General features: G+C 35.1%; 13 protein-coding genes. 8 read left to right on the plus strand and 5 right to left on the minus strand.

Going from position 1 to position 22,941, the window contains the following annotated elements; genetic code table 11:
- Positions 1-193: 193 nt before the first annotated feature.
- From ACEN2K_RS03780 to ACEN2K_RS03800, 5 genes are all read right to left on the minus strand, one after another.
- A complete protein-coding gene (locus ACEN2K_RS03780) occupies positions 194-706 on the minus strand; it encodes a hypothetical protein (protein WP_441757988.1) in 513 nt (170 codons plus the stop codon).
- A 182-nt stretch (positions 707-888) separates the two neighbouring features.
- Positions 889-2,820 (minus strand): amino acid permease, encoded by a 1,932-nt coding sequence (locus ACEN2K_RS03785; RefSeq protein ID WP_441757989.1) that lies wholly within the window; start codon positions 2,818-2,820, stop codon positions 889-891.
- A 268-nt stretch (positions 2,821-3,088) separates the two neighbouring features.
- Positions 3,089-6,004 (minus strand): FAD-binding and (Fe-S)-binding domain-containing protein, encoded by a 2,916-nt coding sequence (locus tag ACEN2K_RS03790; protein ID WP_441757990.1) that lies wholly within the window; start codon positions 6,002-6,004, stop codon positions 3,089-3,091.
- Positions 6,005-6,138: 134 nt separating this feature from the next.
- Positions 6,139-8,064, minus strand: coding sequence for a glucosamine-6-phosphate deaminase (gene nagB, locus ACEN2K_RS03795; RefSeq protein WP_441757991.1), 1,926 nt, complete (start codon positions 8,062-8,064; stop codon positions 6,139-6,141).
- 115 nt (positions 8,065-8,179) lie between these two features.
- The gene (locus ACEN2K_RS03800; RefSeq protein ID WP_441757992.1) at positions 8,180-8,929 is read right to left on the minus strand and encodes a DeoR/GlpR family DNA-binding transcription regulator; all 750 of its coding nucleotides are present in this window, start codon (positions 8,927-8,929) and stop codon (positions 8,180-8,182) included.
- A gap of 220 nt (positions 8,930-9,149) precedes the next feature.
- Here ACEN2K_RS03800 and ACEN2K_RS03805 point away from each other — a divergent pair, with 220 nt between their 5' ends.
- From ACEN2K_RS03805 to ACEN2K_RS03840, 8 genes are all read left to right on the plus strand, one after another.
- Complete coding sequence (locus ACEN2K_RS03805) at positions 9,150-12,236, plus strand: SusC/RagA family TonB-linked outer membrane protein (RefSeq protein ID WP_441757993.1); 3,087 nt, start codon at positions 9,150-9,152, stop codon at positions 12,234-12,236.
- Between the two features lie 11 nt (positions 12,237-12,247).
- Positions 12,248-13,792, plus strand: a complete 1,545-nt coding sequence (locus ACEN2K_RS03810; RefSeq protein ID WP_441757994.1) for a SusD/RagB family nutrient-binding outer membrane lipoprotein — start codon at positions 12,248-12,250, stop codon at positions 13,790-13,792.
- A gap of 26 nt (positions 13,793-13,818) precedes the next feature.
- Positions 13,819-14,649: a DUF4397 domain-containing protein gene (locus ACEN2K_RS03815; RefSeq protein ID WP_441757995.1), complete on the plus strand. Its 831-nt coding sequence runs from the start codon at positions 13,819-13,821 to the stop codon at positions 14,647-14,649.
- Between the two features lie 103 nt (positions 14,650-14,752).
- A complete protein-coding gene (locus ACEN2K_RS03820; protein ID WP_441757996.1) occupies positions 14,753-15,952 on the plus strand; it encodes an exo-beta-N-acetylmuramidase NamZ family protein in 1,200 nt (399 codons plus the stop codon).
- A 73-nt stretch (positions 15,953-16,025) separates the two neighbouring features.
- A complete protein-coding gene (murQ, locus tag ACEN2K_RS03825; protein ID WP_441757997.1) occupies positions 16,026-16,844 on the plus strand; it encodes an N-acetylmuramic acid 6-phosphate etherase in 819 nt (272 codons plus the stop codon).
- A gap of 191 nt (positions 16,845-17,035) precedes the next feature.
- Positions 17,036-18,544 carry a sodium:solute symporter gene (locus ACEN2K_RS03830; RefSeq protein WP_441757998.1) on the plus strand — a complete coding sequence of 503 codons (1,509 nt, stop codon included), beginning with the start codon at positions 17,036-17,038 and terminating at the stop codon, positions 18,542-18,544.
- A gap of 45 nt (positions 18,545-18,589) precedes the next feature.
- A complete protein-coding gene (locus ACEN2K_RS03835; RefSeq protein WP_441757999.1) occupies positions 18,590-21,580 on the plus strand; it encodes a glycoside hydrolase family 3 N-terminal domain-containing protein in 2,991 nt (996 codons plus the stop codon).
- Positions 21,581-21,649: 69 nt separating this feature from the next.
- Positions 21,650-22,921, plus strand: a complete 1,272-nt coding sequence (locus ACEN2K_RS03840) for an acyltransferase family protein (protein ID WP_441758000.1) — start codon at positions 21,650-21,652, stop codon at positions 22,919-22,921.
- Positions 22,922-22,941 lie beyond the last annotated feature (20 nt).

Genomic DNA, 22,941 nt, shown 5'->3' on the forward strand with positions numbered 1-22,941 from the left:
TTGTTTATTATTTCTGAGCTAAAATTATCACTAACATTTCGACGCTTGGCGAGGTTGGGGAATAAAGATGCGAGATTTTTCGGTCAAACACAAATTTTTCAAATACAAAACCAACTTTCCATTAAACCTAAAATCCCAATCTCGCCAAACGGCTGTTAGCGGTAGCCAAGTTGCTCATGCAAATTATTATTATTTATAATTCAGTTTCTACTTTTTCAAAGTAAATACTTTCCCCACTATCAGGATCGCCGATTACAAATTCAATTCTATAGTTTCCAAAACCTCTGTCAATATGAGCAGAAGTAAATAGATTTGCACATTCTAATGACAATTCATTATAATCAAATTCGTAGTCAACTTTATACTTTCCGCTTTGACATACGTCTATGAAAGGAGTTGTTGTCAAAGTAAAAGTTCCGTTTTCAAAGAATTGAAGTTTGTATTTATCATAAGTATTTTTCTCAAAGTCGAGCCGAGTTACCTTTGCGATATGATATGTTCCTATTAAATCTTTAGTTTGTGGTTTATTTGTGAATATTTCACTAAACAAACTAAACAGTGAACAAACAATAACAATGCTTGATGGAATTCCTGTGAGTAGTAGTCCTTTTTTTCGTGTTTTATTGTTTAGAAGAAAAGCAAGTCCGACTAAAAAAGCCAAACCCATAATGATTATAATTAAAATTATTAGTAGATTAAATATCATTTTTGGTTTAGTTTCTTAATTGCATTTATTTGTGATTGGTTACCGCTAACTAGTCTATAACATCAAATATACACAACTTAAATCATTATCCTATTTTACTCCCAATCATAATTAAATATGAGAAACATCAAAAAAAAACGCCCAGTTCTATACAGGGCGTTTACAAAATCAAAAATATATTTCTAAGCTTCTTTGAAGTTCAGCTTACTGTTTTTTCGACTGAAACCAAAATAAATCACAAGTCCGATTAATAGCCAAATGGTAAAGTAAATCCAGTTCCATACACTTAACTCGGCCATCATATACAGACAACTCACTAAACCTAATAGCGGAATTAAAGATAGATTTTGACGGAAAGACCATATTGTAAGTCCGATTAAGACAAACAGGAAAATCCACATCGGTATTTTATGCTTGAATAAGCTAAAACCACTTTCATATTTCAAGTTATGATCAATAGGTAGACCTGCAACAACAGTGGCATATTTAGCTTCATCTTGCTGGTAATTACTTAATAAATTTTCTAAGTCTGGTGTGCCTTCTGCTGTGTTTGCTTCATCGATACTTACTAAATAATCATACACCTTTTTAGATTCTGTTTTATTTAAAGCGGTAATAATTGCTGTAGGATTGTTTACTTGGGTTTCATTGGTAATAAAATCCATTGTCGCCTTGGTATTAAAATTAAAAGCATAAAATAAACCTGCAGCTAACATAAATGGCACCACATATTTTGAATTTACATAAGGTGTTTTAAATTTCCCTCTTGGGATATTGGGTTTGTTTTGCAAAACTAAAACCCCCGCACAAACCAATACAAAAGCAAATAAAGTTCCTATACTACATAGGTCCGTTACCATTGTTAAGTTTAAAAATAAGGCTGGAATAGCAACAACAAAACCAGTTACAATAGTGGCATACGATGGCGTTTTGTATTTTGGATGTACTCTGGAAAACTTTTTAGGAAGTAATCCATCGCGACTCATACTCATCCAGATACGCGGTTGCCCCATTTGAAAAACTAATAAAACACTTGCCATGGCAATTACTGCACTTACGGCAATAATACCTGACATCCATTTTAAATCTAATTCTTGGAACACAAATGCTAACGGATCACCAACATCTAACAGGCTGTAGTTTACCATTCCTGTCAACACTAACGCAATAACAACGTATAGAATTGTACAAATGATTATAGCCCACATCATTCCGCGGGGTAAATCACGTTGAGGATCTTTACATTCCTCTGCAGTAGTAGATATCGCATCAAAACCAATGTATGCAAAGAACACTGCCGAAACTCCTTTTAATACACCACTTACCCCATTAGGAGCAAAAGGAGACCAATTAGCTGTATCAACATAAAAAACACCTACAGCAATTACTAATAAAATAATACAGAGTTTGACAACCACCATCATATTACTAGCATTACGAGACTCTTTCATCCCACGATATACTAAGGCGGTAATTAAAATAATAATAAATAAGGCTGGAATATCAGCTACAAAGTGAAAGGAACCTATCGTAGGCGACGTAGTCCAAGCAGTATAAGCCGCTTTTAATGCATCGCTTAGATTCTCGTATGATTTTCCGCTTTGCATCAATGCAGTAGCATCTTTAAATCCATTAGAAGCCGTTAGATAATCCATCTGGATCCATTGGGGTAGTTGTATGCCTCCGCTTTCTAAAAGTCCGGTGAAATAATCACTCCAGGAAATAGCGACGGTTATATTACCAATGGCGTATTCCATAATTAAAGCCCAGCCAATAATCCAAGCTATTAATTCTCCAAAAGCAACATACGAATAGGTATATGCACTTCCTGAAACCGGAACCATTGACGCAAATTCGGCGTAAGCAAAAGCAGCAAAACTACAGGCAAGAGCGGTAAATAAAAACAGAAAAATTACTGCAGGGCCACCATCAGCACTTGCTTTACCAATGGTACTAAAAATTCCAGCTCCCACAATCGCTGCGATACCAAAAGCAGTTAAATCCCTGGCGGTTAAATGTCTTCCCAAAGCGGCATGACCATCGCTTTCATTTTTCTCAACTTGTTGTAAAATGTCTTGAACTGTTTTTTTTCTAAACAAACTCGAAAGTGCCATAATCAGGAAATTATTAGTATAGATTAATTCTGAATGAATAGGGTGCTATTACCAAGCGAATAGGATACTATTATTCGAAATTCAAATGTATAAAACAATTTCAATTATCAGTGATTAGGGATTATATTTTTTATTAAGGAAGTTAATTAAGTCAAAAACACATTTTATGCTATTTTTAAAAGTTAAATTAACAATTAAAAAATACCGGTAAAAACAATTAAAAATTCTGCTATAAAAATGGACAGCAACTAAAGATGCATTTGTGCTCTTATTTTAGACAGTTTCTTAAAATACTTACAGGATGTTGTGCTTTTCTATTCGTTCCATCAAAAATTTGATGACGACAACTCGTTCCCGCTGCTGCGATGGCTACATCAGCCGCCGTAGCTCTAATTTTGGGAAATAAAGTATCCTCACCCATTTGCATACTAATGTCATAGTGTTCTTTCTCATACCCAAAGGAACCCGCCATACCACAACAACCTGAATTGTAAATGGTCACTTTATTATTTGCAGGCACATTTAACATCGCAAAGGTAGCTTCAACAGAGCTTAATGACTTTTGATGGCAGTGACCGTGAATTTTAATCTGTTTTTCTTCATCTGAAAACTGTGCAGCATTAATTTTTGAACTACTGATTTCTTTTTTGAAAAACTCTTCAATGGTTAGGCAATTTTTAGCCAATTGCTCAGCGGCTTCTTTATCATCAGCTAAACGAATGTATTCATCTCTAAAAGTTAAGATAGCTGAAGGCTCAAGGCCCACTAAAGGTATAGAAGCTGAAACTAGAGGAGCAAAAATGGATACATTTTTATTAGCAATAGCCTTGGCTTCTTCAAGAAAGCCTTTGGAAATATAGGCTCTAGCGCTCTCTTCATGCGCTACTATGCGTACATCATAACCCAACTGACTTAACAATTCATAAGCATCTATCCCTACCTCAACATCATAGTAATTTGTAAACTCATCTATAAACAAATAGAGTTTACCGTTTGTATATGAACCTGCTGTTTTTCTATTTTTAGAATCTGCTAACCATTTCCTAAATGTTTTAGCAGCTAATAAAGGTACTTCGCGTTTTGCAGCCACGCCCATTCCTTTTTTTACCAAAGGTTGGCTGACCATAAAATTAGTCAATGCCGGAAAAACACTACCCAGTTTATTTAGTTTGGCGTTATTAGCAAAAATTTTATTGCGCAGCGAGAAACCATTGGCTTTTTGATATTGGTATAAAAACTCTGCTTTTAATGCAGCGACATCCACATTACTCGGACATTCACTAGCACAGGCTTTACAGCTGACACATAATTCAAATACTTCGTACAGTTCTTTATGGTTAAATTTATTATCTTTTTCAGAGTTTGTCAAATAATTACGTAAAGCGTTTGCACGCGCTCGCGTCGTATCTTTTTCATCCCGTGTGGCACGGTAACTAGGACACAAAGTTCCTCCTGCCGAAGGTAGTTTTCTACAGTCTCCTGAACCATTACACTTCTCAGCTGCTCGTAACACCCCTAAACTATCTGAAAAATCCTGGATGGTTTGTATGTCTGGCTCTATCCTTCCTGGTTCAAAACGGAGGTTTTCATCCATTTTTAAAGCATTCACAATTTTACCAATATTAAAAACCGAATCAGGGTCGAATGCTAATTTAATTCGTTTGAGTAGTTCGTAGTTTTTATCCCCAATCATAAAAGGCAAGAACTCGCCACGTACGATTCCGTCTCCATGTTCACCACTTAGTGAGCCACGATATTTTTTTACTAAAACCGCAACCTCTGTAGCAATGTTTCTAAACTGATAAACACCTTCTTTTGTCTTTAAATTCAAAACTGGGCGCAAGTGAATTTCACCCGCTCCCGCATGAGCATAATAGATAGCCTCTTGGCCGTGTCTTGCCATCATTGCAGAGAAATCAGCAATATAATTAGGCAAATCACTTAGTTCAACAGCAGTATCTTCTATCGAATCAGCCGCTTTTTCATCTCCTACAATACTTCCTAAAAGCCCTAATCCGGCTTTGCGCAACTCGTTAATCTTATCGATATCAGTACCGTAAATTTTTGGTAAAGCATAGCCAAAGTTATTCTTTTGTAGATCAGCTACCAGCGCATCTGCTTGTGCCTCCGCATCCTCCATGCTCAAATATGAACCCACTTCCATCATGATAACAGCCTTAGGGTCGCCCTGTATAAAAAAACGGTTCTTAGCTTGCTCTCTGTTGGTTTTTGTGCAATTCAATATGGTATCATCCATCATCTCGCAGGTATACAAATGATGTTTCATTGCTGTAACTACTGCTTCTAGACTCTCCTGAATACTAGTAAAATGAGCCACAACCATGACATTGTTAGTAGGTGGTAAATCATCTACTTTTAAAGTGACTTCGGTGGTAAAGGCAAGTGTTCCTTCACTACCACAAAGCAATTTTCCTACGTTAATTGTAGGTTCATCTCCCGAGAACAAATCTGATTTGAGTAAAATATCTACAGCATAACCGGTATTTCTTCTATGAATTTCTGGCTTTGGGAATTCATTTTTAATCTCTTCTTGCGCAGCTGCTACAGATAATTCTTCGTATAGCTTTCTATAAATAGCATTTTCTAAGGAGTCTCCTTTGGTTTTTTCGATAAAAGCCTCCGATGTTAATTCGCCAAAAACAGCAAGAGAGCCATCACTTAAAATCGCCTTAATTGCTACAATTTTATCGCGAGTCACACCATATCGTATCGAAGTCGTTCCAGAGGAATTATTTCCTACCATCCCTCCTATCATACATCTATTTGAAGTTGATGTATTGGGACCAAAAAATAATCCATTAGGCTTTAAATACAAATTCAGTTCGTCCCTAATTACTCCGGGCTGTACAGTAACTGTTTTTTTTTCTTCGTCAAAAGAAACAATATTTGTAAAGTATTTAGATACATCCACAATAATTCCAGTTCCCACTGTTTGTCCTGCAAGTGAAGTCCCTGCAGTGCGAGGAGTCAACGAAATACCATTGGCTTTAGCAAAATGAATTAACTTGATAATGTCGGTTTCATTTTTAGGCAAAGCAGCCGCTACAGGTGTTAATTGGTATGCCGAAGCATCAGTAGCATATATTGTCTTATGCAATTCATCATATAACAGCTTTCCGTCTAGAGAAGCTGCTAATTGTTGTAGTTGAAGGGGAGTTGGCATTGAGTAAAAGGTATTGCTTTTGTTTTCACAAATATAAAAGATAGTGTCTTATAAATACTAGAACGAACGGACTAAAATAAAATTACCAGATGGTTTTATATTTTAATGCGTTCGTCTTTATTTTAAATGCACTTTTAATAATCAAATCGTTTAAAAGCTTCCATTGCTTCATATTCTGCAAGCCCTAAATCGTCATAGGTCTTTGCTGTATTTTTATTACGATCTTCGGCTCTAACCCAAAACTCTCTCGAATCACTACCTTGAAACATCACTCTGTCTTTTTGAGATTGATGGTATAAAATCGCGTGTCTTTTTAATAATACCTCATCTGGACTTAATGGAACTGCCATATCAATTTCGTCAATATCCCATTCATGCCATGCACCGCGATACAGCCACAACCAACAATCATTCATAAACGGTTTTGGTTTTAGAACTGCCATTGCAGCAAATATGGCATTTAAACAAACTTCATGCGTACCATGCGGATCCGCTAAATCTCCTGCTGCAAATACCTGCTGTGGTTTAATTTTTTCGATGATATCCATCACAATGGTAATATCATCTGGTCCCAGTGGGTTTTTCTTTATTTGTCCCGTTTCATAGAAAGGCAAATCAAGAAAATGTATGTTTTCATCTTTTAAACCAATGTAGCGCGTAGCAGCATACGATTCCCGTCTTCTAATCAATCCTTTTAATTTTCGGACTTCGGGAGAATCAATTTGGTTTTCCCTCTTATTATTTAGGAAATGAATCACCTCTTTAAAATCTATTTTTGTTCCGTCTTCGCCAATGAAATCATTGCAAACTTCAGCAAATTTTAAAGCTTCGTCATCGGTAACCGCAATATTTCCTGAAGTTTGATACACAACATGCACATTATGCCCTTGCTTGATCAGTTTAGAAAAAGTTCCTCCCATCGAAATTACATCATCATCAGGGTGTGGGCTGAATAAAATGACATTTTTTTGAGCAGGCTCTGCTCGTTCTGGTCTATTCGTGTCATCAGTATTGGGTTTACCGCCGGGCCAACCTGTTATGGTATGTTGCAATTTATTGAACATATTGATATTCATATCATACGCAGATCCTTCTTGAGCTAACAAGTCAGACATTCCATTATTGTTATAATCTCTATCAGTCAGTTTTAAAATGGATTGCTTTGTCTTTTTGCAAAGCCAAATAATAGCTTTACTTTTTAACTCTGGCGTCCAAACGCATTCTTCTACCAACCAGGGCGTTTTAAGACGTGTTAATTCTGAGGCTGCTGATTGATCTAAAACGAAGGTTGTATTGTCGTGATTTTGCAAAAAAGTAGCAGGAATCTCAGCACTAATATCTCCTTGTATCGTTCTTTTAATAATTTTGGCTTTATTTTGCCCCCATGCTAATAGAACAATTCTCTTGGATCTCAAAATTGTAGAAACACCCATAGTGATGGCTCTTTTTGGAACATTATTGATTCCATTAAAATCAGAAGAAGCATCTACTTTAGTGATATGATCTAGTGTGATTAAACGAGTTCCGGAATTAATATGAGAACCGGGTTCATTAAAACCCACGTGTCCCGTGCGTCCAATCCCTAATAATTGGAAATCTAGTCCGCCCGCATTTTTTATTTTCAGTTCATAATCAGCACAGTATTGATTTAAGTCTTCAATAGCAACTGTACCATCAGGAATATGAACATTTTCAGGAAGAATATCAATATGATTAAAAAGATGCTGGTGCATAAAGTAATGGTAACTCTGGTTGTTCTCTTTATTCATTGGATAGTATTCATCCAAATTAAAAGTAACAACATTTTCAAAAGTCAACCCTTCCTCTCTATGCATACGCACTAATTCATCATATACGCGAATGGGAGACGAACCAGTGGCCAAGCCTAAAATGCATTTTTTATTTTCCAGCTGCTTGGACCGAATTAAACTAGCTATTTCCTCAGCAACAATTTTTGAAGCTTCTGCAGAGTTTTTAAAAATTTCACTGTGGATTTTCTCAAATCGAGTGGTTTCGTATTTTCCAGGAGCTACATAGCTTAATTTGCGAGTTGCAGTCATAATTATGATGTGTTTTAAGGTCGTTAATACAACAAATATAAAAAATTAAAACACACCAATGCAATTATTTGCATTATTTAATATTAAAATAACCAAATAACGCAACATAACGCAACTATAACACCGTTACTCCAGCAGCTATATACTCTTTTAAAAGCTCATCATTTGGTTTTAAGTCAGTTATAATGGTACTTAAACGATCAATCCCGCAAACCACATGAGGCATTTTATTATTTAACTTATCAGCTGTAAACATGGATACCACCTTATCCGAAGCTTCCAACATGGCTTTTTTAACAATCGAAACCTCATATCCTACCTCGGTTAATCCCTGTTTAATATTAACACTACTTGCTCCCATAAAACAAATATCCGCTTTAATCTTAGATAACACCTGAAGTACATCCATACCAATAGTTACCATAGCATTTTTTTGCATTTTACCCCCTATAAATATCAAATCAATATTTTGATATTGAGACAATTGCATCGCAATAGGCAAACTATAGGTGTAAATTGTCGCCTTCAATAAAGGTGGAATTAGTTTTGAAAAAACCAGATTAGTAGTTCCACCACTCATTATAATAACCTGACCATCATGCAACATAGAAAGAGCCTTAAGACCTATTTCCTTTTTCTTATTTTCATTAGAAATAGTAATATCAAAAACGTTTTTTTCCTTATCCTTAACAGGAATTGCGCCGCCATACACCTTTTCAAGAAGCCCTTTTTCATGCAGTTTGTTCAAATCTCTGCGAACAGTGTCTTCTGACAAACCTAAAATTTCTGCTAATTCTATGGTACTAACGCGTTGTTCCTTAACAAGCTTGGTCATAATAAAATTGCGCCTTTCTGCTTTTAACATAGTGGTAAAATAAATTGATAGAATACAAATGTATTAAAATAAATCATTTAAAAAGAAGCATTTAAACAAGCATTAAATTTTCAAATACATTTTTATTCGACTTAAAATTGCATTATGTTGCATTTTTTAACTAAAAATGAAAAATAATTCGAAAAAAGTTGCAATTATTTATAGTAAATAAATATATTTGTGTACTAACCTTAAAATAAACCAAATAATTATGAAAAAATTATTCCTGATTTCATTATTGTTTTTGTTGGTTCAAACAGCCTTTGCACAAACACAAACAATTACTGGAACTGTAAAAAACAAAGCGGATGGGATTCCTATTCCAGGTGTTACAGTTCTTATTAAAGGTACTACAAAAAGTAGTGTTACGGATCTAGATGGTAAATACGCCATCGTTGCAGCACCAACAGATGTACTTGTTTTTAGTTATATTGGTTTTGAAACCAAAGAATTTAAAGCAACATCTTCCACAATCAATCTTAATTTAAGTGAAGGTGCAGAAAGCTTAAAAGAAGTGACTGTAACTGGAGCATTTGGTATTAACCGCCCAAAAGCCTCTTTAGGATATGCTACTCAGGGCGTAAAAGGTGCTGATATCGCTGATACACAAAGGGAAAACTTTGTTAATGCTTTACAAGGTAGAATTGCTGGTTTAACAGTGACTAGTACATCGGGTTCTCCTGGGGCTTCGGCAGCAATTCAACTTAGAGGAGTCAACTCCATGAGCGGGAATAATTCTCCATTATTTATTGTAGATGGTTTACCAATAAGCAACTCTACACTGGATCAAGGCTTATTAATTTCAAATGGACCTAATAGAGATACAGATTATACTAATCGTGGTGCCGATATTAATCCAGATGATATAGAATCTGTTACTGTATTAAAAGGTCCTGAGGCTGCAGCCTTGTACGGAATTGAAGCAGGAAATGGAGCTATCGTTATTACAACTAAAAAAGGAAAAAGCGGTAAAGGAACACTTACCTATTCTACTGATATTCGTTTAGACGATGTATACCGTTTTCCAGAAACGCAGCAAGTTTATCAAAGAGGTTATAATGGTATAAGCGATGCAAATTACCGTAGACACTTTGGAGAAGCTTACGGATCAGATGCCGTTTTATATGACAACATCAATAACTTTTTTGAAACAGGTGTAAAAAAGACGAACTCCTTAACATTTGACGCTGGTAATGATTTAATGACTTACCGTTTATCCATGTCAAATATTGATCAAACTGGAGTTGTTCCTAACTCGGCATATAATAGATTAAACCTTTCTTTAAGCGGAACAGCTAAAATATCAAGCAAATTAAAATCAGAAGCTACTTTCTCTTACATTAAATCAGAAACAGACAAAACATCTAAAGGAGCTGGTGGATTTTTATTAAATCTATTAACTTTTCCAGCTAATGAAGATGTTACTAATTATTTAAATCCTGATGGTACTCGTTATAAAATAACGGATGGTACTAATGATACTGAAGTGGACAATCCGCTTTTTGAGGTAAATAAGAACAGAGGAAATGATAAAAACAATCGTATTTTGACAAATGTGTCCTTGACTTACGATCCTTTGTCATGGTTGAGTTTTACAGGTCGTTTTGGTATTGATGCGAATGCAACACAAGGATTTAAGTCAGTACATCCTGAGTCTTCTAGAAGTGCTATAGGAATAGGTAGTGGAACTGGTATTTCTACAGGTGGTTATTTCGAACAATACACGGATCAATCAAACAACTACAACTATTTGGCTTTTGGAACTGCTAAAAAAACAATTGGAAAATTCAATGGGTTGCTTCGCGTTGGGGTTGCTAGATTAGAGAATAATTATAAAATTTTGTCTACAAAGGGTGAAAAATTCTACGAATCTGATGTAATGACAATTAATAACACAGACCCTACGACACAAAGATCTCAAGAAAGAATTATTAAAAGACGTGTAGACGGTATTTTTGGTGAATTCACTGTAGATTATGACAAAACTTTATTTTTGACTTTAACAGGAAGAAATGACGTTTCCTCTACTTTGCCTCGAGCTAATAACTCGTTCTTTTACCCATCATCCTCTTTAAGTTTTGTATTCACAGAGTTAGATGGCTTGAACAATAGTGATGTTATTTCTTATGGAAAATTAAGAGCTTCTTATGCAAGAGTGGCTAATGATGCTAAACCTTATTCTATCTCACCAACTTATGAAACTAAACCCACAACAGGTGGTGGTTTTGGATATTCAGTAACGGGAGCCAATCCAAATCTTCAGGCAGAAATGAATACTTCTACTGAGTTAGGTACTGAAATGCGCTTCTTTAAAGACAGACTAGGATTAGATGTAGCTGTTTACCAAAGAAAAACTGATAACTCAATTGTAAATAATATGCGTTTAAGCTATGGTACAGGATTTGTATTAACGGCATATAATTTTGGATCTTTAAGAAATAGAGGTATTGAAATTACTATGACAGCCAGTCCAGTAATCACAAATGACTTCTCATGGGATATATTAGCCAATTTCACAAAAACAAATAGTGAATTATTAAGCTTACCTCCTACTTTATCTGAATACTACACTTCTGACACTTGGTTATATGGTAACGTTAGAGGGGGTGCAAAGGTAGGTTCTCCTTTAACTACTTTTACAGGGTATACTAATTTAAGAAATGACAATGGGGATATCTTAATTAATCCTTCAAATGGTCAACCCGTGAGAGATCAAAGCTTTCCAATTATTGGAGACAGAAACCCTGACTTTGTAATTGGACTTCAAAATAGCTTTGCCTACAAGAATTTTAAACTATCCTTTTTGTTAGACATTCGTAAAGGTGGTGATATTTATAACGGTACTGCTGCTTATTTATACACTCAAGGTCTTAGCACAAAAACATTAGATCGTGAGCAACCATTAATTTTGAACGGTGTATTACAAGATGGTTTAGAAAACACTGCTACACCAACTCAAAATAACATTCAAATAAGTCCATACTACCAAAACGAATATTATAATATTAATTATGTTGATTCTGATTTTATCGAAAGAGACATCAACTGGTTAAGAATGCGTGATATTACATTAAGTTACAGAATGCCATCAGAGGTTTTACAAAGAACTAAGGTTTTTAGCAGTATTTCTATGTATCTTACTGTAACTGATGCCTTCATGATTACTAATTATACAGGTGCTGATCCAGCAGTAAATGGTTTAAATGCCAGCTCAGGAGGTGCAGGAGGTACAGGATTTGATTATGGAGTACTTTCTACTCCAAGAGGTTTTAATCTAGGATTTAAATTTGGACTTTAATAAATTATAAAATGAAAAACATAACAAAATATATAGCTGTATCAGTAGCAACTCTATTACTTACAGCGTGTAATCGTGATGAAATAGCAGATGTAAATATTAATCCAAGCTTCCCAACTATTACAGAGCCTATTTACCTTTTACCAAACATCCAAGCTTCTATGGCTTTAGGGATTCAATATGATGCTCGATATTTAGGTAAGTACACTCAGAATTTTTCTCATACTACATCAAATTACGCTTGGGATCTATACGGTTATACTCCAAACAGTGATGCTGGTGGTGAAATATGGAAAATGGCATATTATTCTATCGGTTTAAACTTAACCCAAGCCATGGATGTGGCAAAGAAAAATGAACGATACGATATTGTAGGCTTATCTAAGGCAATCAGAGCTTGGACTTGGCAAGTGGCTACAGACTATCACTCTGACCTTATCAAGTTTGATCAGGTATTTACTTCCCGACTTACTTTTGATTATGGTACACAAGAAGATGCCTATAAAGAAGTTGTTCGTTTAGCGAAAGAAGGAATTGTTGATTTAGAACGCACTGATGGAAAATCAGAAGCAAGTTATACAGCAAAAGGAGATTTAATTTACAATGGTGATAAATCAAAATGGATCAAATTTGCTTACGGTATATTGGCTAGAAATGCTAACAACTTGAGTAATAAATCCAGTTATAATCCTGACCAAGTTATTGATTATGTAAATAAATCATTAGCGAGCATTAATGATGATTGCTATGTTAAATTTTCAGGAATTGCCAATTCGGATACTAACTTTTTTGGACCAAGTCGTAACAACTTATCTAGTTTTCGTCAAACAGATTTTGTAGTTCGCGCTATGGATGGAACAGTTTTTACAGCGGTAGATCCCCGTATGGCTAATGTACTTTCACCATCCGCAGACGGTGTTTTTAGAGGAAACCCTTTAAACACATCTGCTGGAACAGTTGCTGCAACTCGTATTCCAAATTTATGGGGAACGATCACTTCAGGAAACTCTTCTACTGCTGGAAGGTACTTGTTTAGAAACACAGCTGATTTCCCTATAATGACCTATGCAGAACTGCAATTTATTAAATCGGAAGCTGCCTTTAAAAAAGGAGATAAAGCGACTGCGTTAGATGCCTACAAAAAAGGAATTGCCGGAAGTATTGATATGGTAAATAGAAATACGGTAGTGTCTACTACAGCTCCTACTGCTACCTTAATAACAGCTGCTCAAAAAACAGCTTTCTTAAGCGATCCCAATGTAGTTCCTACAGCGGCAAACCTTACGTTAAAACACATTATGATGCAAAAGTATATTGCACTTTTTGGATATGGCTATGTGGAAACTTGGACAGATATGAGAAAATACCATTATGATCCCTTAGTTTATGAAACACTTGCTATTACTGCAGTCTCTACTGATAATAATGGAAAACCGGCTTACAGAGTGCGACCTAGATACAACTCAGAGTACGTTTGGAACTTTGCTGCCTTAGAAGCAATTGGAGCAGATAAAGCAGATTACCATACTCAAGAAATGTGGTTCTCTAAACCGTAATTATTTTAATTTTAAATAAATTTCAAATGAAAAATATAAAAATAACAATTACTAAATATGTAGGTATAGCAGTACTTTCAATGGGGCTCTTTTCCTCATGCGGAGATGAAACTAATTTTTCACCGTATAAAGAAAGTGTATCTGAAACTGCAGCTTTAGTAAAATTTCAACATACAGCAGTAGGTCCTAATGGAAGTAATTTTACCGTTAATTGGTACCTAGATGATGTGAAAACAACTGGTGTAACTGTTGCTTCAGGCTTGCCATTAGGAACGAGTTATGGTAATAGCTATCCTGCCGCTATAAACTATGCGCTTGTGCCTTCGGGAACTAAAAGCATGAAAGTTGAAATACCAGCTACGCAAACTGCTGTTGCTAGTACCTTATTTACAGCGCCGTTAACGGTTGAAGCTAAAAAGAATTATACCACTTTTATAGTAGGAATTGCCCCAAATTATTCTGCTTATACAATTAAGGATGATTTATCAGTGGCGAATCAGGATGCTACAAAAGCGTATATTCGTTTTATCAATGTGATTCCTAATTCACCAACTGCTGGATATGATTTATCTATAAAAGAACTTAATTCTAATGCGGTGATTTACACGGGGGTAAAATATTTACAAGGAAATGAAGTTTTCATTCCTATTACTCCTATCATTGATTCTGAATCTGCAACATATGAAGTTCAGCTAAGAAATGTGGGGACAACAACTGTTGTCGCTAAATCTACTTTTACCCCAAGAAAAGGTAGAATATATACGTATTATAGTAGAGGATATGTTGGTGGACTGTCAAATGGTTTGCCAAGTACCACAGCTAATATTCCGGTATTGACCTATTACACTAATAAATAATTTACCTAAAATTTAATGGGATTGAATCACTCTAGTTTTGCTAGAGTGGTTCGGCTTACCCTGACTTTAAGCCTTAATTATCAACTACTACAATACAATCACTATGGACACCTATTTTAGAAAAGTTGCTTTTATTTTGTTTTTTATTGCTCCCATTGCCATTAGCGCAATGCCTTTAAAAAACAAAGTAAATTCCGAATGGATCAATCCAAAATCAGCGATTAAAACAGGAGCGGATAATTATGAAAAGTACCTCCCGCTACTTAAAGATAAAAAATTAGGCATTGTCACCAACCAAACGGGAATTTTAAGTACTAAAATTCATTTAGTAGATTTCCTTTTAGAAAAAGAGATAAAAATACAAACCATATTTGCTCCTGAGCACGGTTTTAGAGGAACAGCAGATGCTGGAGAACATGTAGTAGATTCCAGAGATAAAAAAACAGCTCTTCCCATCATTTCATTATATGGAGATAATAAAAAGCCAAAAGCGGAGCAATTACACGGCATTGAAATGATGGTATTTGACTTACAAGATGTAGGCGTTCGTTTTTATACGTACATCTCTACTTTGCATTATGTGATGGAAGCTTGCGCTGAAAACAATATCCCTTTACTAATTTTAGACCGTCCTAATCCTAATGGAAGCATTGTAGATGGTCCACTATTGGAACCGGAATATGCAAGTTTTGTCGGCATGCATCCTATACCTATGCTACACGGTATGACTATTGGAGAATATGCCCAAATGATTAATGGTCAAAAATGGTTAAAAAACGGAATACAATGCCAACTAACGGTGATTCCATGCAGCAATTATTCTAGAGAAATGGCCTATAGCTTGCTTGTAAAACCTTCTCCTAATTTGCCTAACGATCAGTCTATCAATTTATATGCGAGTTTATGTTTATTTGAAGGAACTAACGTAAGTGTTGGCCGTGGTACCGAGAAACAATTCCAAATTTACGGCTCTCCATTTATACAAAAAGCCAACTTCAGCTTTATTCCAAAACCAAATTTCGGCGCTAAGAACCCGATGCACAATGGAAAAAAATGTTACGGAAAAGATCTAACACAAATAAAAAAAGTTTCACAATTAGAACTAAAATGGCTATTAGATGCCTATCATAAAACAGCTGACAAATCTCACTTTTTCAACTCTTTTTTTACAAAATTGGCTGGTAATAAAAAGCTCCAGCAACAAATAGAAAAGGGTCTTTCTGAAAATGAAATAAGAAAAACATGGTCAAAAGATGTAACTGAATTTAAAGAAATGAGAAAACAGTACCTGCTCTACTTTTAATTATCAGTTATACTACAGTACCTTTTATTGCCCTTTAAACAATGACCCCCGATTTTAATACTAGATACAAAAAATGAAAAAAAACAATCTCGATACAGAACAAGAATCACTCTATACACACCTGGACAAAATGAGTACGCAAGAATTACTCGTTAACATCAATGCCGAGGATAAAAAAGTGGCTCAGGTGGTAGAACAACAAATTCCTAACATCGAAAAATTAGTCGATGCAATTGTTGCCAAAATGAATTTAGGTGGTAGGCTCTTTTATATTGGAGCAGGAACTTCGGGCAGAATAGGTATTCTTGATGCTTCAGAATGCCCTCCTACTTTTGGTGTACCAGACGACTGGATTATAGGAATTATTGCTGGAGGTGATACCGCTATTAGAAAAGCAGTAGAGAATGCTGAGGATGATTTTGACCAGGCATGGAAGGATTTGGCGGCTTTTGCTGTTACAGATTTGGATGTAATTATTGGAATTGCGGCCTCGGGAAATACACCGTATGTTATAGGCGGACTACAAAAAGCGAAAGAACACAACATGATCACGGGAAGTATCTCTTGCAACAGCCAGAGTAAAATTTCTGAAATTGCTGATTTTCCCATCGAATTAATTGTAGGCCCTGAATTTCTTACCGGAAGCACAAGAATGAAGGCTGGAACCTCTCAAAAATTAGCCTTAAATATGATTTCCACATCGGTAATGATTAAACTGGGACGCATTTATGGTAACAAAATGATTGACATGCAGTTATCGAATAAAAAACTAGTTAAGCGAGGAATCAAAATGATCGTTGAAGAACTACACATTAGTAAAGAAAAAGCAGCAGAACTGCTTGAAGAACATAAAAGCGTTCGCGCAGTACTTATGGCTATGAAAACAGTATAAGAAACTATTTTCAGTCTGATTACTATTAAAAACAATAAGTTGGTTTGGTTTGATCTTATTAAACACTGTCCTTTAAAATTATAACAAATCTCATAACTTTTTTATAATCTGACAGTGTTTGATTTGGTCATAAATTTTTAAATCCATTTTTTACCAAATAATGCAGTAACCTATTACAAAAAACTTCCTAAATGACTCCAAGTGCAATCCTAATTCTTATTATCATCTATTTTGGCGTGCTTTTTTTCATCTCTCATTATGTTAGTAAAAATGACAGTGGCAATGAGGCTTTTTTTAAAGCTAATAAAAATTCAAAATGGTATTTAGTAGCTTTTGGGATGATTGGTACGGCACTCTCTGGTGTTACCTTTATCTCTGTACCTGGAGAAGTAGGCGCCCCAAGTGGAGAACAATTTAAATACTTTCAGTTTGTACTAGGCAACGCCATAGGTTTTATTATCATAACCAAGCTGTTATTACCGCTTTATTACCGCATGAACCTGACTTCTATCTATAGCTATATAGAGAAAAGAATGGGAAATTATAGTTATAAAACAGCAGCCAGTATATTCCTGATCAGTAGGACAGTGAGCTCCGCTTTTAGACTTTATTTAGTCGTGATTGTTTTACAACGCTTTGTCTTCGATTTTTACAACATCCCTTTTGCGGTGACTGTATTGATTTCGCTACTACTCATTTATTCTTATACTTATAGAGGCGGTTTAAAAACAATAATTATTACTGATACACTGCAAACATTCTTTTTAGTGACCTCAGTATTTTTAACCATTTATTTTATTTGTGATAGTCTTGACTTAAATGCTATCGAAGCATTTAAGGAAGTAAAGAACAGTGCGTATTCTAAAGTATTCTTCTTTGATGATTTTATGACCAATAAATACCACTTTGCAAAGCAAATACTAGGTGGAATGTTTGTAACAATTGCCATGGTAGGACTGGATCAAGATTTAATGCAAAAAAACCTGAGTTGTAAAAACATCAAAGAGGCTCAGAAAAACATGCTTAGTTTTACTGCTATTTTTGTAATAATAAATATCTTTTTCCTTAGTGTAGGAGCGTTATTGTATATCTATGCAAACAAGAATGGTATTGCAATACCAGTGGATACCCTTACACAAAAACCTAGAACCGACTTACTATTTCCCGAAATTGCATTAAATCATTTGTCTATTGTTCCTTCAATTGTCTTTTTATTAGGGCTAATCGCAGCCACATTTGCCACTACTGATTCGGCTTTGACTGCTTTAACAACTTCTTTTTGTGTTGATTTTTTAGCCATGGATAAAGCAGAAAATATGGGAAATAAAAACAATATACGTAACAGGCATTTTGTTCACTTGGCATTTTCAGTGATTCTATTTATTGTCATTGTACTCTTTAATATGATAAATGATAGCTCTGTAGTGGGCATGATTTTTAAAGTAGCGAGTTACACCTACGGTCCATTATTAGGTTTGTACGCTTTTGGTCTTTTTCAAAAATCTAAAATTGTAAAAGATAAATTAGTACCTATAATTTGTCTCTTAGCTCCCCTATTCACCTTTTTACTCAACGAAAATTCTAAAGTACTTTTCAATGGATATGTATTTGACAACGAATTAATAATTATCAATGGTTTACTAACCTACATCGGCTTATATGTAAGCAGTTCACAAGCTTCTGAAAAGCAACTTTTTTAAATCCCTAATTGTAATCTAGCACCAATCATTGAAATAATAAATAAGATGAAAAATAAAATATTAAAAATTGGAACCACTTCTGTATTATTCTTTCTATTGCTCAATTGTGCTAATTATAAAAAGACAGTTAAATTAGAAGAAGTTGGCATTGCAGACAATCTTAAAAAATATGTTCAACACGATAAAAACATACAAAAACCATTTGCGAAAGATTCAGATATAGAAAACAAATGGGTTGATAATTTGTATCGTTCAATGACAATTGATGAAAAAATAGGCCAGCTTTTTATGATCGCAGCCTATTCTAATAAAGAGGAAACCCATCAAAAAGCCACAGAGAAATTAGTTACTGATTATAAAGTAGGAGGAATTATTTTCTTTCAAGGAGGGCCAGTTCGTCAGGCTCTTTTAACTAATCGTTATCAGGCCAACTCAAAGGTTCCTTTATTCATCGCTATTGATGGAGAATGGGGATTAAACATGCGTATCGACTCTACCTATCGTTACCCTTGGAACATGACTCTAGGTGCTATTCAAGACCTTAAATTAATAGAAAAGGTCGGTCAAAAAATGGGAGAGGAAAATAAAAGAATGGGAATCCATTTTAATTTTGCTCCGGTAATTGATATCAATACTAACCCTAAGAATCCGATTATTGGCAACAGGTCTTTTGGCGAAAGCAAAATAAATGTTGCTGATAAAGCATCAGCATTAATGAAAGGACAGCAAAGCCAAGGAGTATTTAGCACTGGTAAGCATTTTCCGGGACATGGCGATACTTCAACTGATTCTCACAAAACCTTACCTACTGTTGATTTTTCCAAAAAAAGAATAGATTTAGTTGAATTGTATCCTTACAAACAACTTTTTGATGAAGGTCTCGCTTCCGTAATGGTTGGACACCTTAATATTCCAAGCTTAGAGCCTAGGGAAAACCACCCGACTTCACTTTCTTATAAAGTAGTTACCAAATTACTTCAAAAAAAATTAGGCTTTAAAGGTCTGATATTTACGGACGCTTTAGGAATGAAAGGTGCAAGTAATTTTAAAGGTCCTGGCGAAGTGGATCTAGCTGCGTTCTTAGCTGGAAATGATATCTTACTCTGCCCAGAAAATGTACCGCTAGCAATAGAAAAACTTAAAAAAGCGTACGAAGAGAAAACGATTACAGAAAAGCGGCTTGCTCATTCTGTGAAAAAGATATTGCATTACAAATTCAAAGCAGGTTTAAATAACTATACGCCAATAGATACCACCAATTTGTATTCGGATTTGAATGCTTCTAAAAAAGACGCACTTCAATATCAACTGTTTGAAAATGCTATTACAGTAGTCCAAAATAAACAAGAAATACTTCCTATAAAAGAGCTCAATCAAAAAATAGCTTATGTCAAACTAGGTGATGCTGATCATACTGCCTTTTTAGCGACCTTAAAAAAGTATACTGATGTAACAGAAATCACTGATTCAAATATCGAGCAGCTTAATGCTAAATTAAAGGTGTTTAATACTGTTATCATTGGTTTTCATAAAAAAGATAAAGCTTGGGAAAATCACGAATTCTCAGCAACAGAATTGAATATCATACAAGAAATCGCCAAGCACAATAATGTGATTTTAACGGTTTTCACTAAACCTTATTCACTACTAACCATTCCATCATTTGAAAATATTGAAGGCGTAGTAGTCGCCTATCAAAATTCAGAAATATCTCAAATTGTAGCTGCCGAATTAATGTTTGGTGCTATTGAGGCCAAAGGAAAATTACCTGTATCAATCCATTCTACTTTTCCTGCCAATACGGGAATAACTACGCAAAAATTAAATCGTTTAGGTTTCACTGCGCCTGAAAACAGGGATATGAATCCTGAAATTCTAGCCAAAATTGATGCCGTGGCTCAAAAAGCCATTGATGGGAAAATGGCACCAGGAATGCAAGTACTGGTAGCGAGAAAAGGAACCGTTGTTTTTCAAAAATCCTATGGACATCATACCTATGACAGCAGCGTTGCAGTATCAAATAGTGATCTCTATGATGTGGCCTCATTATCCAAGATGATTTCCACTCTTCCAAACGTGATGCAATTGTTTGACCAAAAGAAAGTGGGCTTAGACAGTCGTTTGGGTACGATGCTTCCCTATTTTAATAACACCAATAAGAAGGATATTATCTTTAAAGATTTATTGACTCATTATGCAGGACTCAAAGCGTGGATTCCATTTTACAAAGCAACAGTAGACAGTGATAATCAACCCTTAGAAAAATATTATAGAAAAAATGCTAGTGCTGAATTTTCTATAAAAGTGGCTGACAATTTATTTTTGAGAACGGATTACCAAGATACCATTATGAAGATCATAGCAGACACTCCTTTGGCAACAAAAAAAGAATACCGGTACAGCGATTTTACTTTTATAATTTTGAAAGAATATCTAGAAAAAGTAACCAATAAAGATTTAGCTAGCCTGAGTAAAGAAAATTTCTTCAACTCCGTCGGGATGACCAACACGTTGTACAATCCTTTACAAAAGTTTGATAAAAAAGGAATTGCTCCTTCTGAAGTTGATAACTATTTTAGACATCAGGTAGTACAAGGTTATGTTCATGATATGGCAGCAGCAATGCAAGGTGGAGTTGCAGGACATGCAGGCATTTTTTCTAATGCAATGGATGTGGCTAAAATGATGCAGTTGTATCTACAAAAAGGATCTTATGGCAACCACCGTTATTTTTCTGAAGCAACATTTGATGCCTTTAATAACTGTTATTATTGTACAGAGGGTGTAGAACGAGGTTTAGGCTTTGATAAAAGATTGGGAGCTGACGGGCCTACTTGTCAATGCGCATCGGCTTCTAGCTTTGGTCATACGGGATTTACGGGTGATATGGCTTGGGCAGATCCTGAAAACGAAATTGTCTATATTTTTCTATCTAATAGAACCTATCCAGAAGTGAGCGCAGCAGGAAACACCTTAGCAAAAGGGAAAATACGAGAAGACATTCAAAAAATTATTTATGAATCCATAATTAAATAAAAAGTAGTGTACTTACTAGCTAACTTTACATTTTAATTACAGCTTTCTAACATCATACCATTAAATACCATGCTAAAAGAAAGAATAATTTCAGTTGATATATTAAGAGGCATGACCGTGTTGTTAATGATTATTGTCAACAACCCTGGTAATTGGGGCGCTGTTTACAGTCCGTTGTTACATGCTAAATGGCATGGCTTCACTCCTACTGATTTGGTTTTCCCTACTTTTATCTTTGTGTTAGGAATTGCAATTCCATTGGCTATGCCAGTAAAAACTTGGAACAAAGAAACATTTCTAAAGATAGTCACCCGTTCACTCAGAATTATAAGTCTGGGTTTATTTTTAAACTTCTTCAGTCGCATTACTTTTGATGGGATTGATCCAATAGTTCTATTATTGCTACGAATTATAATAACTATTTTAGTTGGTTATGCTTTATTAGGGAATTTTAAACCAAAAGTTAAATTCCTCTTAGCCGCTTCTATTTTCATTATTTTACTTTTTTTGGCGTACAGCGGCCTTGACAATTTTAAAGATGTTCGATTACCAGGCGTCTTACAGCGCATTGGAGTAGTGTATTTAATCGCATCCATTATCTATCTTATAGCTGATTTAGAAACTCAAATTGGGATTGCTATTGCACTATTGGTAGGATACTGGGCGCTAATGACGATAATACCCGTACCCGGAATAGGGACTCCAAATTATAGTGAAGGAACCAATCTAGCTTCATGGTTAGATGGCTTTTTATTAGAGGGACATATGTATAGTGTTACAAAAACTTGGGATCCTGAAGGTATATTGAGTACCATTCCTGCAGTAGCAACTGCCGTGATAGGCATCTTAATAGGAAGTTTAATTAATAGTAAGGAACCTAAACGAGCTATTAGCAAAGCGATGCTCTTTATCGCCACTATTTTGACAAGCGTCGGCTATCTCTGGTCGTTGGTATTCCCACTAAACAAAGCATTATGGACAAGTTCCTATGTGCTGTATAGTGCTGGCTTGGGACTATTCGTACTCACGCTGATCCATTATTTAACAGAAGTAAAAGCATTAAAAAAGGTTTTCTTATTTTTCATAATCTGGGGAGTAAATCCCATGATTGTATTTTTTATGTCAGGCATAATTCCACGTGCATTAGGAATGATAAAATTTCAAAACCCAGAGCAAATTGACAAGCAAACCACAGTTTTAAATTATGCATATCAGTTTTGGATTACACCCTTATTTAATGATGAGAAATCAGCATCGTTGCTATATGCTATAGTTTACGCGAGTTTATGGTCATTATTGCTTTGGTATTTTTATACTAAAAAATTATTTTTCAAAGTATAAAGTTTAACTAGTACCTTATG

The sequence above is a fragment of the Flavobacterium sp. W21_SRS_FM3 genome, from assembly GCF_052113625.1.
Lineage (GTDB): Bacteria > Bacteroidota > Bacteroidia > Flavobacteriales > Flavobacteriaceae > Flavobacterium.